We start from the raw sequence: 16,133 nt of genomic DNA on the forward strand, positions 1-16,133 counted from the left end.
TTCAGGTCCGGTGAGGGTGCCCGGTCGGCCGCTGGTGTCCGGGGCCAGGTGTGAGCGCTCCTGGCGGTGATACTGGCACGAGTGACGTGTCCGGTTCCCATGACACGTTCACCGTCACCGCGCCTTCCGTCAGCATGCCGAAGGGCGGAGGCGCGCTGCGCGGTATCGGTGAGAAGTTCGCCGTGAGCGCGGTGACCGGGACGGCGGGCCTGCAGATTCCGGTCCCCATGCCGCCCGGGCGGGCGGGCTTCGGCCCGCAGTTGAGCTTGACCTACGACTCAGGTGCGGGGAACGGCCCGTTCGGGCTGGGATGGAGTCTGGGCCTGCCTTCGGTCACGAGGAAGACCGACAAGGGCCTGCCGCGATACCTCGATGCCGAGCACTCGGACGTCTTCCTGCTGTCGGGCGCGGAGGATCTGGTACCCGTACTGGTCGAGGAATTGGCGGGGCAGTGGGTGCGCATGGTGCTGCCGGACCGGACCGTCGACGGTCGCACGTACCGGGTGCGCCGCTACCGGCCGCGCACAGAAGGCCTGTTCGCCTGTATCGAGCGCTGGACCGAGACCGCCACCGGCGTCGCGCATTGGCGTTCGATCAGCCGAGACAACGTCATCACCCTTTACGGCACGGACGACGAGTCGCGCGTGCAGGGGCCCCCGAATCCTGACGGATCGCCGCGACAGGTGTTCAGCTGGCTGATCAGCGAGACATCGGACGACAAGGGCAACGTCGTCCGTTACGAGTACCGCGCGGAGAACTCCGACAAAGTGGAGGTGACCACCGCTCACGAACAGTGCCGCACCGAGACATCCCGAGCAACTCAGCGCTATCTCAAGCGCATTCGGTACGGCAACCGGACCTCGGCGCTTGTCGGCCGACGCCCTGACGTGGACGAGTGGATGTTCGAAGTGGTGCTGGACTACGGCGAACACGACACGGCCGACCCCTCTCCGAGGGGTGAGGGAACGTGGCTGTGCAGGCGCGATCCCTTCTCCACCCATCGCGCCGGTTTCGAGGTGCGCACCTACCGCCTGTGCCAACGCATCCTCGTCTTCCACCACTTCCCGCTGGAACCGACGGCCGGCCCGGACTGCCTGGTGCGGTCCCTCGAACTGTCGTACAACGACGAGCCGACGACAGAGGACGGGCGCGGGGACCGGGCGGTGTCGCTGCTCATCTCGGCGACCGAGTGCGGGCACCGCCGGACCGATGGGGGGAGGCTCCGCCGAGCCCTGCCCCCACTGGAGTTCGCCTACTCGCCGCTGTCGCTCGACGCTGCCACGGACGTCCGTACACCGGAGGGGGAAGCGGCACGTCTGCCGGTGGGCGCTCCCGGCACAACCGCCCGGTGGGCCGACCTGGACGGCGAGGGAATCCCGGGCGTGCTCGCAACCGAGCCGGGCGCCTGGTACTACGCGCACAACCGCGGCGGCGGGAGCCTCGGCGCCCTCCAGCAGGTCATCACCACACCGACGTCGGCGTCACCGGACAACGGCGGCACGTTGCTCGACCTGGCCGGCGACGGACAGCTCGACATGGTGTCTTTCACGGGCCCGTGCCCCGGCTTCTCCGAGCGCACGGCGGACCGGGGCTGGGCCGCGTTCAAAGCCTTTGCCCAACTCCCCAACCTTCGCTGGGACGACGGCAACCTGCGCTTCGTCGACCTCAACGGGGACGGGCACGCCGATGTGCTGGTAAGCGAAGGGGAAGCGCTGACCTGGTACCCCTCGGCAGGCGAAGCAGGATTCGGCCCGGCAGTCCGGGTGCCGACCGCTCTGACGGAGGCAAAGAGTGCCCGGCTGGTGTTCGCCGGCGGGCAGTACGCGATCTTCGTGGCGGATATGTCCGGTGACGGGCTCGCCGATCTGGTGCGCGTGTGTCACGACGAGGTCTGCTACTGGCCGAATCTCGGGTACGGCCGATTCGGCGAACGTGTGGAGATGGACGATCCGCCGCTGCTGGACCATCCGGACGTGTTCGATCCCCGTCGTGTACTGCTGACGGATCTGGATGGCGCCGGCCCGCAGGATCTGCTGTACGCGGGAGCCCGCGGGGTGCGGGCCTACCTCAATCTCGCGGGGAACCGCTGGAGCCCGGAGCCCGTGGAAGTGGCCACCTTCCCGGCGCCGGAGGCCGTTGCCACCGTGGACCTCCTGGGTACCGGAACGCCGTGCCTCGTATGGTCCTCTGCGCTACCGGGCACCGCGCACGCCCCCTTGTGGTACCGCGAACTGATGCCCGTCGGCAAGCCGCACCTGTTGGTGGGCGTGCAGAACAACCTGGGCGCCGAGACGTGGATCTCCTACGCCTCCTCCACCTCGTTCTACCTGGCGGACCAGGCTGCGGGGCGGTCGTGGTCCACACGCCTGCCGTTCCCTGTGCACGTGGTCGACCGAGTGGACACGGTCGACCACGTCAACTGGAGCCGGTTCGTCACCCGCTATGCCTACCATCACGGCCACTTCGACGGGGAAGAACGCGAATTCCGCGGCTTCGCCTGCGTCGACCAATGGGACACCGCGCACCTCGCCACGCTCAGCGCCTCGGACGAACTCCCGGCGCACGTGCCCCACGCGGTGAACCTCGACGCCGCCTCCCACGTACCCCCGGTGCGAACCACGACCTGGTACCACACAGGAGCATTCACCGACGGGCGCGATGTGCCCCAGGCGTTGGCCGCAGAGTACTACCGCGAAGGCGATGCCGACGAAGATCTGCCCGGCCTGGGCCCGGACGACTTCGCCGCGATGCTGCGCCCCGACCAGCCGCCGCCCCCGCTGCACCGCCTGCCGAACGGCACCCTGACACCATGGCCCCTGTCCCCGGAGGAGATGCGGCAGGCCTACCGGGCGTTGCGGGGCTCGGTACTGCGTCAGGAGATCTACGCTGAGGATGCCTCCGACGCGTCCGACCGCCCGTACTGGGTGGATGAACGCAGCTACGCGGTGGAGGTCGTGCAGCCCGCCGGGCCGAACTCGCACGCGGTGTTCTTGTGCCATCCGCGCGAGTCCGTTCAGTTCCATTACGAACGCATGCTCTACGACGCCGACAGTTCCGACGGTCGCGCCCCACTGAGGGTCGCCGACCCGCGGGTGAGCCATGAACTGGTGCTGGCCGTCGACGCCTTCGGCAATGTGCTGCGGTCCGCGAGCGTCGCCTACGGACGCCGTCACCGCGACACCGACGAGCGGCTGACCGACGACGACCACGCCGTCCAGCGGCGCTGCCACGTCCAGGTCACCGACACAGCCTGGACCGCCCCGACCGACGCACCGGACGCGTGGCAGGCACCGCAGCCCTGTGAGCGGCGCAGTTACGAGATCCACCACTACCCGGTGCCGCACGGCACGCCCGTGGCGTCCGGTGTCGCGATCACACCGCTGCTCGCCCCAGGAGCCCTCGCCGCTGATCTGACCGCGCTCGAGGACGGCCACGCCGACGTGCCGTACGAGGATGTCACCGCGGCGACCGTGACTGGACAGGGCCCGCACCGGCGACTCATCGAGCACACCCGCACCCTGTTCCTCAGCGACGACCTCAGCGGGCCGCTGCCTCTGGGCTCGGCGGGGGTTCGGGCGCTGCCGTTCGAGCGCTACCGGCTTGCGTTCACCCCGGGCCTGCTCGCCGCCGTGTACCGGCGGGACAGCGGCGGCGCCACCGAGCCGCTGATCCCCGAACCCGGCACGGTCCTCCCGGGCATCGGCTACGTCGACGGCGGCACGCTGCGCGGTGCTGGAGGCTTCCCCGGCGACGACCCCGACGGGCACTGGTGGCAGCGCTCCGGCACCGTTGGGTACGCCGCCGCAGCAGGGGATGCGACGGACGAATTGTCCGAGGCACTGAGCCACTTCTTTACACCCCGCCGATTCCACGACCCGTTCGATGCCGTCACGACCGTCCGGTACGACCCGTACGACCTGCTGGCCCGGGAAACGACCGACGCACGCGGCAACCAGGTCACCGTCGGTGAGCGCCGACCGGACGGCACCGTCTGGCGCAACGACTACCGGGTCCTGGCACCGGCAGTCATCACCGACCCCAATGGAAACCGAGCCGCGGCCGCCTTCGACGCGCTGGGCCAGGTCACCGGAACCGCGATCATGGGCGAGGTGCGTGCCGACGGCACCGATGAGGAAGAGGGCGACAGCCTGGCCGGCTTCGAACCCGACTTGCCCGACGCAGTCGTGCGAACACATCTGGCGCAGCCACTGCACGATCCGCCGGCGGTGCTCGGCCGGGCGAGTACCAGGCTGCTGTACGACCTCGGCGCCTTCCACCGCTGGCGTACCGCTCCGACAGAAGAGGGGGTGGCCCCCGCCGGCGCTCCGCCCGCCGTCGTGCTCACACTGGCGCGGGAACGACACGCCGCCGGCCCGGACGCCGACGCCGACCCGCGGGTCCAGGCCCGTCTGTCGTACTCCGACGGCTTCGGCCGCGAGATCCAGCACAAGGCACCTGCGGAAAAGGGCCCGCTTGCCGCCGGCGGCGAGGACGTCGGCAAGCGCTGGGTGACCAGCGGCTGGACAGTGTTCGACAACAAGGGCCGGCCGGTGCGTCAGTACGAGCCCTTCTTCAGCTCCACTGCGGCCTTCGAGTTCGCCCGCGCCGAAGGGGTGAGCCCGGTGCAGTGCCGTGACCCGCTCGGCCGTGTCGTGGCGACTTTGCACCCCGACCACACGTGGGAGAAGGTGGTCTTTGACCCGTGGCGGCAGGTCACCCACGACGTCGGTGACACCGTCGCCGTCGACGACCCGTCGACCGACAAGGACGTCGGCGGCTTCTTCCTGCGGTTGCGCCCTGACGAGTACCTGCCGTCGTGGCGGACCACCCGCCTGGCAGGACCTCCCGGGCCTGAGCGCGAGGCTGCCGAACAGTGCGAGGTCTTCGCCGACACGCCGACCACGGCATTCGCCGACAGCCTCGGCCGCTCGCTTCTCACCGTCGCCGTCAACCGGTTCACCCGGGACGGCGCCGCCGTCACCGAGCAGCACGCGACCCGGGTCGCCCACGACATCGAGGGCAACGAGCGCGAGTTCAACGACGCGCTTGGCCGCGTCGTCATGCGCTACGCCTACGACCTGCTCGGCCGGCGCATCCACCGAGCAAGCATGGAAGCCGGCGAACGCTGGACCCTCGTCGATGCCGCCAGCCATCCGGTGCGCATCTGGAACAGCCTCGGCAACGACCTTCGCCTCACCTACGACACACTGCGTCGGCCCACCGGAGAATGGCTCCGGCAGGCCGGCACCGCTACGGAACTCCTGGTGTCGCGCATCACCTACGGCGACGACCCCGACCACCCCGGTGGCCGGCCCACCGCCGCATCGGGGAACCTCCTGGGCCGCGTCCACCAGCTGTTCGACGGAGCCGGCGTCGTCACCCACCTTCAACACGACTTCGCCGGAAATCTCACGCACAGCGAGCGCCGCCTGGCCGCGGAGTACCGCCATGTGCCGGACTGGGCAGTCTCACCCGCCCTGGACGGGCCCGCCTACGCCACCAAGACCCACTTCGACGCACTGCACCGTCCGGTATCGGTCACCACGGCGGACGGCACCGTCATGGCACCCACGTACAACGACGCCGGCCTCCTGGAGACCATCAACGCGAACGTGGGCGGGGCCGCCGGCACCACCACATTCGTCGCCGGCATCGGCTACGACGCCAAGGGTCGCCTGACCGACATCAACTACGGCAACGGCGTACGCACCGAGTTCCGGTACGATCCGCACACCTTCCAGCTCACGAGCCTGCGCACCAGGCGGGGCGAGCTCTTCCCCGACGACTGCCCCTCGCCCGGCCGAGTTCCTTGCGGCATCCAGGATCTGACGTACGTGTACGACGTGGCCGGCAACGTCACACACATCCGTGACAACGCCCAGCAGACCCTCTTCTTCCGCAACCAACGGGTCGAACCGAGCACACGCTACGTGTACGACGCCGTGTTCCGGCTGATCGAATCGGCAGGACGCGAACACGTCGGCCTGACGGCCGGGGCACGGTCGGCACCCACACCCTCAACCTGGACCGACACTCCCAGAACCGGCCTCGCCCACCCCGGCGACGGCAACGCCATGGGCACCTACCGGCAGCGATACACCTACGACGCGACCGGCAACATCCAGGAAGTCCGGCATGTGGCCACCGACCCTGGGAGCCGCACCCCCACCAGCGCCGGCTGGACCCGGACCTACAGCTACACAGAACCGAGCCAGTTGAACCCGCAGGACCACAGCAACCGCCTGTCCTCGACCCGCACAGGCACTGACGTGGAAAGCTTCACCCACGACGCGCACGGCAGCATCACCGGACTGCGGCACCTGACCGTCATGCGGCACGACCATCACGACCAACTGGCCGCCAGCTCCACTCAGCGCGTCACCACCGGAACCCCCGAAACCACGTACTACGTCTACGACTCCACCGGGCAACGTGTCCGCAAAGTGACCGACGGTGCTGCCCCGGCAGGAGCCCGGCCGGTCCGCAGAAGGGAACGGCTCTACCTCGGCAACATCGAGATCTACCGCGAATACGGCCCCGACGGCACGACAGTCACTCTCGAACGCGAAACCCTGCACGTCTCGCACGACACAGCCCGCGTCGCGCTCGTCGAGACCCGCACCCTCGACACCGCAGGCAACGACCCCGCGTCGGCACAGCTTTTCCGCTACCAGTTGGGCAACCACCTCGGCTCCACGAGCCTCGAACTGGACGACCGGGCGCGGATCATCTCCTACGAGGAGTACACGCCCTACGGCAGCACCTCGTATCAGGCCGTCAGGAGCCAGACGGAGACTCCGAAACGCTACCGATACACAGGCAAGGAGCGGGACGAGGAGACGGGTCTCGGCTATCACGGCGCACGCTATTACGCACCCTGGCTCGGGCGGTGGGTGTCCTGCGACCCCGAGGGCATCGATGCCGGGCCCAACGCCTATGTCTATGCCGCGGCGATGCCCGTCCGCCTCGTCGACCATGACGGTCGCGAACCGCGCCACCCGGCCGACCGGGAACTGCACCAGGTGCGGCCCAAGTCCCCGCCCTCCATCAGCGCGGCGGCGGCACCGCCGTCCGGGGGCGGCAGGGACGATGCCGACCGGCCTCGAGAGCGTGGTGGGGGCCGCTTCAAGCGCGGCCAAGGTGAACAACAACGGGAGGGCCTGGAGCGCGCCCGTGAGCATGCTAAGGGGAATCGACCCTCGATCAAGCCGAACCCGAAAAAGGAAGGTCCCGGCGCGAACGAATGGGAGGGCACGCGGAAGCGCCCGAAACAGACAAAAATCGAAAGTGGGAAGAAATCCCAGGACCGTGATGCGAAGGAGCGTGACGAGAAATACAAAGACAAAGATCCGGCGGGCAAGGCCAAGCCTCAGGAGAAATCCACCGTCGGAGTCGGGCCCGGAGACCCGTACCGGCAGCCCGCCGAGCGGCCCGTTCAACCGGACCATCCATACTTTCCGGACCCGGTTCCCCGACCCAAGCCTGCGCCCCCGCCACCCGTTCCCCAGCCGGCCCCGCCCCCTCCTACGCCGGCACCCAAGCCAGATGTGCCGCCGGCTCCGCCAACCCCCCCGCAGGAGCCGTACTTTCCCAAACCAGGCGGTGAGGGGCGGACCTCGACTGTGGACAAGGCAGTGGTATATCTGACCCTGGCCTTGGTCGTGGTTGCGGCGGTCGCGGTCCTCTTCATGACCGGTGGGAGGCCGATGGCTTCGCCTGCCGGCGGCCCAGTGGGGCCGGGCCGGGGCGGGGCGTAGGGACGCCGACAGGTCTTCCTCCGTCATTCCCGCGTGGCCGTCAGTGGGCCGGCGGGGCCGCCGACCAGTGGCCCACCGCCCGGTTCAACGTGTCTCCGTCGATGCGGCCCGGCAACCGCCGCACCGTCGCCTCCGCCGGCAGACACCGCTTCGGGGACAGCGGATCGGTCCGTACGCCAGGGCGCTCCACGACGGACGGCGGGGCGTCGTTGATCCACTCACCCAGCGCCAGCAGGGATGGCGCTCCGGCCAGAACCGCGAAGGCGGTCAGCGCGAGCACGACGACCAGAGCGTGCCGTACGCCGCGCGGATCGCGAGGGTCGGGCACCTCGGCCAGTCGCTCCAGCAGGCCGGGGTCTCCACGGGCACGGCCCCGGGAGGCTCGCGGGAGTTGGTCAAAAGCAGGCGGGATCGGCGATGGTACGTCGTCCTGGGGCACGTCGTCGCCGTCCGCGGCGTCCTCGGCCTCCCACCGCACCGTGCCGGGACACAGCCGCCCCCCTTCCATGGCATGGCGGGTGCGCGAACCGCCTTGATCTTGCCGAAGTCGGCCCCCTTGAGCACACATCGGACACCACCCGACTACACCGAATGGCGCGCGCGAATGCTCATCGTGCACGAGGCCGTAAAGCTTGTCCCGTAACCGATCAGGCGTGTGGTGTCCCGCGGTCGGCTCAGCGGGGTGTCCTGGGGTGTCAGTCTCGCAAAGGACGTAGTCGGCGGTTGTGACATCGTGGGGATCACAAGTATCGCCACGGCATACCCCCGCCTCAGAAGCAGCAGTTCAGCGGATGCGTACGCGCTGGCTCAGCGCCGATCTGCCTCCCGCAGGACCTTGAGCGGGCCGGGCACACGCTCGGCAAGCAGGCCGAGTGTGTGCGGTGGTGCAGGCGTGGGCGGTACCCACCGAGATACCGTAGCCAGCGGCGATCTGCGTGAGGGTGTCGTGCTTGCACAGGTACACCAGGGCGACCGGCGCGCGCTGGTGCGGCGGGAGTTTGCAGCGATTCACCCTCACGGGTGACTATGAGCATGGTGGTGCGCTCGACCAGGGCGTGAGGCAGGTCGAGCGCGGCTCGATAGGGCCTCGCGCGTTGCGTACCCTGCCGCCGTCACCCGATCAGTGGCAAGCTGAAAGAGCTCACTGAGCGTCGGTGGCGAGCGTGGCAACTCAACGGGACACCATGTCAGTCCTGCATGCTGAGGTATTCCGACAAGCCCACGTGGTCAATCCTATCGAGGACAGTGGGAATGGTTGATGCTGCAAGCGCACCACCAACTGCCCCCAGAACGGCTGCTGCCGAGCGATCCTGGCGCGTCATGCCGCCGGCTGCCGCGGTGCCGCCGACCACCGCGTATGCGCCGAGAACTGCGCCAACCATCACCCGCGCTCGAGAGCCTCTGTTCGGCGGCTGCTCAAGGATGTCCGCGATCGCCACCGCGAGTGCGCTGGCGTCGGCACGCTGCTTGATCCGCGTCGACTTGTCGGTGACATCGACGTCCTCGAAAGCGAGGCGCCCAAGCTCGCGCAAGTCCTCCACATCCGTTTCGGTAAGACCGACAGTGGTCAGCCGCAGGAGGTGATAACGAAGCCTCCTCTGCGCGACGTCGTCGAAGACGCGTTCACTCCCGGAGCGAAACAGCTCGCCTGCCTCGCGAGAAACGTCCTGGGCACTGCTGGTAGACACTTCGCCGTCCTTCCTGGAACTCAGGCCACCGGATCGAATCGGTGCCGTCCCCTTCCCTCCTCGCCATTGCACCAGCCCACGACCTGGCTGTCCCGCCGGCCTATACCACCTGGGTGATGACCGGAACCGAGCAGATCTTCCCGGCCGCAGCTCCACTGGCTGATGTTTTCAGCCTACCGAGCTCTTTCAGAGTGGCCACTGATCGGGCGACGGCGGCAGCTGGTGACGTCCCCCAAGGCGAGCGGCCATTCCCTCGACGAGCGCCCAGGCCGCAGTGAATGCGGCGACCGCAGCCGCCGCCATATGCTCACGTCGAACGGGGTGGTGAGGATGCGACCGCCGACGAACCCTGCAGGAACGTCGCCACGCCGAGCTTGGCCAGATCGCGGGCATACGTCTTGGCGCCCCAGATGACAGTCTGCGTGTCGAACAGGGGGAAGCTGGTCATGGGGTCCTCTTCTCCAGCGCGGTGAGGCGCTTGTCGAGGGCGGCGATCTGCTGCTCCACAGTCGGGGGCTTCGGTGCCGGGGGCGTCGGGGGTGTCGTTGCCGTCGGCGACCAGTTGGCCGGGTGCTTGAGCCGCTCGGCGACGTCCGCGCGGAACTGCTGGCCGGTGAAGTCGAAGCGTCCCCGGGTGCCGTACCCCTCGACTGGCCCCTTGGGGTCGATCTTTCCTTCGATCGACGTCTCCTTGTGGCAGCCGCAAGACTCGGCCGACCACTCGTACTCGCGGCAGAACGCGGCATTGATACGCACCCAGGCGTCGTACTGTGCCCGCGTGTAGACGTCGGTCCCGTTGCCGAGGTTCTCGGTCTCGATGCCGTAGGCGGCGTCGTTGCCATCGATGGTGCCCGACGCCTTTGAGGGAGCCGGGTGGGTGGCTTCCTCGTTGAGGAAGGAGTTGTAGGCGTTCTTCGCCATCAGGTCGGCGTGGTTCGCGCGGCCCGCGCTGCACATCGTGGCCAGGCCGGACTTGGCGAGGTGGATATGGGCGAGCGGGGCGGGCAGGCCCGCGACGCCGTCCTTGGCAACGGCCGCGAGCGAGTTGGTTCCGGCGGTGTGGTGGTTGAGCACCATGTGGACGGGGCCGAACGGCTTGCCGGTCGCGGCGTCCCGCTCGCGGGTACGCCAGCCGGAGAACTCGGCAGTCTTCACGCCCTCGGCCTTGAAGATGGCGAGGAGTCTGTCCGCGGTGAGTGGTGTGGCCATGTACGTCTCCAGACATGCAGAGAGCCCCAGCCACAGGCTCGGGGCAGCGACAATTCAGCGGTGGGTCAGTCGAGTTCGAGGAGCCCGGTCTCGCACAGATTCTCGCCGCCGACGACCAGCACCGCCGGGTCTCGACGGGAGTGGTCGACGTGCCGCTGTACAGATAGACGCGGGACAGGGCCAGGCCAACCGACACCCCGCACCGGACATCGCGCCCAGCGTAATACTCGTCATAGGTGACCTGCATCGACGACACTCGGACAGCACCCACGACGTGCAGGAGTTGCAGATGGTCCGCGTGCTGGATCGCCCGGACGGCGCGTGCACCGCATCGTCGATCAGGTGCCACCCGGCGCCCGTGTTGCGGAGCGCGCAGGAGATCACCGACAGACGCGGGCTCTCCGTAGCCAGAACGCGCGTTGCCATGGGTCTCCTGGGTTGCGGTCCCGTAGGTCATGTGCATTGTCAGGCGCCCGCCTGACAATGCAGGTGACAGGCACAGACGACGACGCCCACGCCAGGTTCGCCGGCGCTGCCGAACATCGCGTCCTGGAGGGGCTCGAAGCGGTCGGCAAGCGCCCCGGGATGTACATCGGGCCCACTGTCAGCCGCTTCTGCTCGCTCATGCTGGTTCGAGCGCGTGACCGATCTCTGCAGCAACGCCGGGGTGGGCGAGATACTCCTCAATGCTGTGTGCCCTGTCGCGCGCGTTCGCCACGGCCATGTCGGTCAGCTTGCCCCAGGTGGCGTGAAGGGGGCAGCCGACGGCGACTGCGTCTGTCGGGCACCAGACATTGACCCAATTACTCACTCGCTCAGGTCGTTTGGCGCCCCCGACAAGGAGTCGGCTGTGCACGGTGTCCATGCCCAGCGGGCTGCCGGCGGTGACGAGCAGTGGAACGCTCAGGCCGTCCGGAAGTCGTTCGATCAAATCGACCCCGACCACGGTACCGAGGCTGTGGGTGACCAGTACGACTTCTCCGGATGGAGGCAGCGTTTCCAGTACCTGGGCCAGTACCGCCTCGCGGACCTCGGCGTCATCGAGGTACGCGTCCACGTCCCTGAAGACGGTAGCGATGGTCAATGCGTCCACATCGGTCTTGGCCGCGAGCCAGCTCAGTGCCCGGTGAACGGGTCCGGCCAGCGCAGTGCCAAGACCTTCCATGGCTGCCGGACCGTCCTGTGGCATACCTGCCGCCACCGCTGCCTCTACGAGGAGCCGCTCGTACGACCCTGTTGTGGAAGCAGCAGCGAACGCCTCCACCGCTACGGCCGCCGGAGGCGCACTCTCGAACGTGCCCCCGACGGCCTCTCGCTGCCTGATGGCCTCGATGATCCGGTCGCCGTAGTACGGAAACCAGGCATCCGCCGGGTCGATCGCAGGGATTCCCGCACGTGTGAGCCCGTGGTTCAGCCCTGCGGTCCAGTTCCGCCGCAGCACCTCGGGGTCCTGCTTCTGCTGGCTCCTGCCGTGCAGAAAGACCAGGTGCCGTCCGCCGACGGAGGCAGGGCCGCGGGCGGGGCGACCGGTACGAGGCACGGTAGTTTCCGCCGCTCTATCCGTGCGTTGGGGTGCTGCCCTCTCCGGGCTCGGGGCGACGGTGCCCTGCTGGAGACCCGACTCCGGGCCCATTTCGGCCAGGAGCGCCCGTTTCGCGGGATCAAGCGCGGTGGCAGCGAGATGCTTGAGGATCGAGCTGATGCGGACGCCTTCGTTCGACACGTACTCGACGGTGTCGTCGTCGTCCCCGGGCTGCCAGACTTGGCCGTCCTTGCGCAACACTCGCCCCTGTGGATCCAGCCTCGGCACACCGCTGTGGTGGAGAGCAACGACTTCCCACTGGTCGTTGAAGACCGGAGAACCCGAGTTGCCGGGTTCGCTGTCGGTTCTGTACTGGAGGAAGTCCTCGAGCCGGATCTGGAGAGCGTTGTCCCGAAGGGCAATCTCTTTGAGACGGCCATTCGGATGGCCGATGATGTTCACCGGTTCGCCGATGACCAGTTTGCCGAGCTGACGGCTCAGCCGGTGCCAGCCAAAGACATCACCGGCGAGGTGGCCGTCGCCAGTGGGATTCACAGCCACCAACGCGTAGTCAAGATGTTCGTCCGCCGTGAAGAAGGTGGCGGGGTCGAGTTCGAGACGGAGGGCCGTGTCCGGGGTGTTGTCCACGGTGACCTGAGCGTTGAACTCGAGGAAGCAACGTCTCGTGAAATCTTCATCGGGGAAGACGTGTTGATTTGTCAACAACAGCCGCGGCGAAACCAGAAACCCGGTGCCATGCGGGAGTTCCCGACCGTTGTGTCGGAGAGTGATCCGGGCAACAGCGCTTGCCGCCCGTGTGCCACGCGGAAGGAAGCTCCACGCCTGCATGTCGTTGGAGGCGCCGATGATGCGCTCATAGGCGTCGGGCATCTCCAGAGCCTCGGCGTGAATTCCCGCGACGGCGGCCGAGGGCGCCACTCCGCCTCGGTCCAGGAGCCGTCCGGCCCGGGCAGCGATCGACGCCCGTGAGTCCGGATACTTGGTGCCCGCTTCCATCCGCTCCGCAATAGCCTGTCGTTCGGCACTCGTTGCCTGATAACGCTGCGCTGCCGCAGCAGCCTGCCGCGCCATCTCTTCGCGCGCCTTCTCGATCGTCACCATGGATCCAACCTCCTGCTTGTCTGTGTCCCTCCTTCCAGAAGGCAGCCGCCCGGGCCGCTTCGCAACAGGAGTCCGCGTTGGATGGATGAAGGCTCTCGTCCCCTGATCCGCCCGAAGCTTGAGGAAGGTTCCGGAGCACACACCGGTCAGGCGAAGGATGCAGGCCCGCCAGTGCACACAATCACGGTGTTCGGTCAGTCCCCGGATTCACCCCGCCGGAATCAACTCCACTATTCACTCCCGTGACGTCGCGGTGGCTCACAGCGAGAACCCCGACTCCTGCCCGGTGCGCTGCTGGTCGGCCTGGAAGGAAGCCGCCCAGCTCACCGCAGGGCGGCCTTCCTGCCCGTCGACCAGAAGGGCCGCCGCCCCGGCACACAGAGGCGTTCAGCGTCGCCAGCCGCCGTAGCGGCCCCCACTGTTCATGGCGTTAACTGGAACGCGGGGCGTGGCCCCACACACTCGTCGCGGCCTCCCCCGCGGTTGCCGTGCTCACCGCCGTGCTGCTGCGCCTCGCACTCGCCCCGGCTGCGGCGGCCGATGGTCTCGGCCCCGCGCGGCCCTGCGCCGGTCCTGGTCGCTGACGTTGAGGCGCGCGGGAGGGGTCCGCGTCCTCGCCCTTGCGCTGCCTCCGGCCGCGCTGACCGCCGGGGTGCTCCGGCTGGTGGTGCAGCTCGCCCTGCCGCTGCGCCCCCTCGTCCGATCCCTGCTCGAACAGGCAACGGGAAACTGCCTCGCCGCGTACTACGCCGGTATTCTCGCCCCCGTCATCGTCGGGATCCTAGTCACGGCGGCGTTGGCCCTTCCCCTCACATGCACGGCCTTCGCGACCCTCCACGACCGCCTGCGGTCGCCGGGCACCTCTCCCTGACGTGCCGGGGACACGGCGGACCGACGTCATCGGGGGGCGCAGCCGGACGGCCGCCGGATGGCTTGCGCACGGAGCCGTCCGTCAGACGACTCCGCGTACGACGCGTCGGGTTCAGTCGGTGATGTACCAATTGCTCTTGAGGTACTCCAGGGTGTAGCTGCCGAGGTCGTTCTCGGAGAAGGAGGCGGAGGACCTGACCGCTTCGACCGGCATTTCAATCTTGGCGGGCGTGCGCACGACGATGTGCTGCGGGTCGACCGTCGCGGTTCTGAGGGCCTCCTTCTGCGCGGGCGAGATCATCTGGATCACGGCGGCGTACGTCGACGTGCACGGGCCGAGTCCTTGGTCCTGTGCCTTCTTCGCCGCAGGTCCGGCTACCTCGCAGACCGTGTCGATGTCCTCACGACCCAGGGCGTGGAGGTACTGCTCGTACCGCTGGATCGCGCCCTCCTCCGTCCTGGGCACAGGCTGGTCGCCGGTAGGCTCGGCCGACGGCTTCGCGGTCCGAGCGGACACGGAGGGCGTGGCCGACGGTTCATCGGCCCGTGTGGACGCGGACGGCTGATGAGGCTTCGCGCCCGTGTCCTCCTTCGCCTCATCCGGACCGCACGCGCACGCCACCAGCGCCACACACGTCGATACCAGCACGCTCACCATCGTCCGGGCTCTCATTCGGTCCCCTCGACGCCGCCGACAACACGTCAAGAGGTCACGCGGAATCCGGGGGGACGGTTCCCGGGCCGTTCCGGAGGGAACGACGACCGGTTCCCGGAGTACCCGGAGTCCGCGTGCCGACGTCTGCTGTTCGAAGCCGGGGACCGTCTCCGAGTCGATGGATGACCGGGACCGCCGGGTCCATGGGGGTGCGGGCCAATAGACGTGTGCACCGAGTTTGACGTTAGGGTGCCGCGACAGCACATCGTGAACCCGAACAAGGAGCAGACGTGAGCGAGCCGGCGTCCATCGCCCTGCAGCAGAAGATCGCCCAGGAACTAGAGGTCGCTGAGACCTTCGAGGCCGAGCGGGAGATCGAACGCCGGGTAGCCTTCCTCGCCGAGCGGCTGACCTCGACCGGTCTGCGCTCCCTGGTCCTCGGCATCAGCGGCGGCGTCGACTCCACCACCACCGGTCGTCTGTGCCAGCTCGCCGTCGAGCGGGCCCGCGCCGCCGGGCACGAGGCGCGGTTCTACGCGATGCGGCTGCCCTACGGAACCCAGGCAGACGAGCACGACGCGCAGCTCGCGCTCTCCTTCATCCGCCCCGACCAGGTGCTGACCGTGGACATCAAGCCCGCGAGCGACGCCGCGATCGAGGCCTCGCTGGCCGCCGGCGTGAGCTTCCGCGACGCCCACCACCAGGACTTCGTGCACGGCAACATCAAGGCCCGGCAGCGCATGATCGCGCAGTACGCGGTGGCCGGTGCGCATGACGGGCTGGTCGTGGGCACCGACCACGCCGCCGAGGCCGTCTCCGGCTTCTTCACCAAGTTCGGTGACGGCGCCGCCGACCTGGTCCCGCTGACCGGCCTGACCAAGCGCCGGGTGCGCGCCGTCGCGGACACGCTGGGCGCGCCCGCCGAGCTGGTGTGGAAGCTCCCGACGGCCGACCTGGAGACCCTCGACCCGGGCAAGGCCGACGAGGAAGCGCTCGGGGTCACCTACGACGACATCGACGACTTCCTCGAAGGCAAGCCGGTGGACGAGCGGGCCTTCGAAACGATCACCAGCCGTTACCGTCTCACCGAACACAAGCGCCAGCTGCCTGTAGCCCCCTGATATGACGCCCCGGCCCTTCGCCGCCCGGCAGTCGGACCATTGGTCTGTCGCCCATATCCCTCTCCCGCCGCCGTAGGGGCGTGGGTCACCGTAGCCAGCCGGTTGCGCCGACCTCGCCCGGCGTGGCGTCCCACATGCACGTGACCGCCTTCCGACCGACAGGTGGTCACATGCATGTGGGACGCAGCC

9 protein-coding genes and 1 pseudogene are annotated in these 16,133 nt (G+C 68.5%); 3 read left to right on the forward strand and 7 right to left on the reverse strand.

The window, feature by feature from the left end; translation table 11 throughout:
* Positions 1–86 precede the first annotated feature (86 nt).
* The gene (locus tag OG844_RS10855; protein ID WP_406389680.1) at positions 87–7,757 is read left to right on the forward strand and encodes a SpvB/TcaC N-terminal domain-containing protein; all 7,671 of its coding nucleotides are present in this window, start codon (positions 87–89) and stop codon (positions 7,755–7,757) included.
* A 40-nt stretch (positions 7,758–7,797) separates the two neighbouring features.
* Here the strand turns inward: OG844_RS10855 and OG844_RS10860 are convergent, their stop codons facing one another.
* From OG844_RS10860 to OG844_RS10885, 6 genes and pseudogenes are all read right to left on the reverse strand, one after another.
* Positions 7,798–8,265, reverse strand: coding sequence for a transposase family protein (locus OG844_RS10860; RefSeq protein ID WP_406389681.1), 468 nt, complete (start codon positions 8,263–8,265; stop codon positions 7,798–7,800).
* 308 nt (positions 8,266–8,573) lie between these two features.
* Positions 8,574–8,791 (reverse strand): annotated as a pseudogene (locus OG844_RS10865) (transposase family protein); the annotation flags it as partial.
* A gap of 153 nt (positions 8,792–8,944) precedes the next feature.
* A complete protein-coding gene (locus tag OG844_RS10870; protein WP_406389682.1) occupies positions 8,945–9,445 on the reverse strand; it encodes a hypothetical protein in 501 nt (166 codons plus the stop codon).
* A 307-nt stretch (positions 9,446–9,752) separates the two neighbouring features.
* Positions 9,753–9,893, reverse strand: coding sequence for a hypothetical protein (locus OG844_RS10875; protein ID WP_406389683.1), 141 nt, complete (start codon positions 9,891–9,893; stop codon positions 9,753–9,755).
* Positions 9,890–10,654, reverse strand: coding sequence for an N-acetylmuramoyl-L-alanine amidase (locus OG844_RS10880; RefSeq protein ID WP_406389684.1), 765 nt, complete (start codon positions 10,652–10,654; stop codon positions 9,890–9,892). The genes OG844_RS10875 and OG844_RS10880 overlap by 4 nt, the downstream gene beginning before the upstream one ends.
* Before the next feature lie 622 nt (positions 10,655–11,276).
* On the reverse strand, positions 11,277–13,298 hold the full coding sequence (locus OG844_RS10885) for a trypsin-like serine peptidase (protein ID WP_406389685.1): 2,022 nt from the start codon (positions 13,296–13,298) through the stop codon (positions 11,277–11,279).
* Positions 13,299–13,884: 586 nt separating this feature from the next.
* Between OG844_RS10885 and OG844_RS10890 the strand changes: the two genes are divergently transcribed.
* Positions 13,885–14,169, forward strand: coding sequence for a hypothetical protein (locus tag OG844_RS10890; RefSeq protein WP_406389686.1), 285 nt, complete (start codon positions 13,885–13,887; stop codon positions 14,167–14,169).
* 111 nt (positions 14,170–14,280) lie between these two features.
* On the opposite strand, the gene OG844_RS10895 is transcribed toward OG844_RS10890, so the two are convergent.
* The gene (locus OG844_RS10895; protein WP_406389687.1) at positions 14,281–14,817 is read right to left on the reverse strand and encodes a hypothetical protein; all 537 of its coding nucleotides are present in this window, start codon (positions 14,815–14,817) and stop codon (positions 14,281–14,283) included.
* A gap of 296 nt (positions 14,818–15,113) precedes the next feature.
* Between OG844_RS10895 and nadE the strand changes: the two genes are divergently transcribed.
* Positions 15,114–15,944 (forward strand): ammonia-dependent NAD(+) synthetase, encoded by an 831-nt coding sequence (nadE, locus tag OG844_RS10900; protein WP_406389688.1) that lies wholly within the window; start codon positions 15,114–15,116, stop codon positions 15,942–15,944.
* Positions 15,945–16,133 lie beyond the last annotated feature (189 nt).

This window comes from Streptomyces sp. NBC_00887, assembly GCF_045207585.1.

Coding starts and splice junctions, on each gene's coding strand:
- OG844_RS10860 (WP_406389681.1), bottom strand. CDS start 8,265: ATGGAAGGGGGGCGGCTGTGTCCCGGCACGGTGCGGTGGGAGGCCGAG.
- OG844_RS10875 (WP_406389683.1), bottom strand. CDS start 9,893: ATGACCAGCTTCCCCCTGTTCGACACGCAGACTGTCATCTGGGGCGCC.
- OG844_RS10880 (WP_406389684.1), bottom strand. CDS start 10,654: ATGGCCACACCACTCACCGCGGACAGACTCCTCGCCATCTTCAAGGCC.
- OG844_RS10885 (WP_406389685.1), bottom strand. CDS start 13,298: ATGGTGACGATCGAGAAGGCGCGCGAAGAGATGGCGCGGCAGGCTGCT.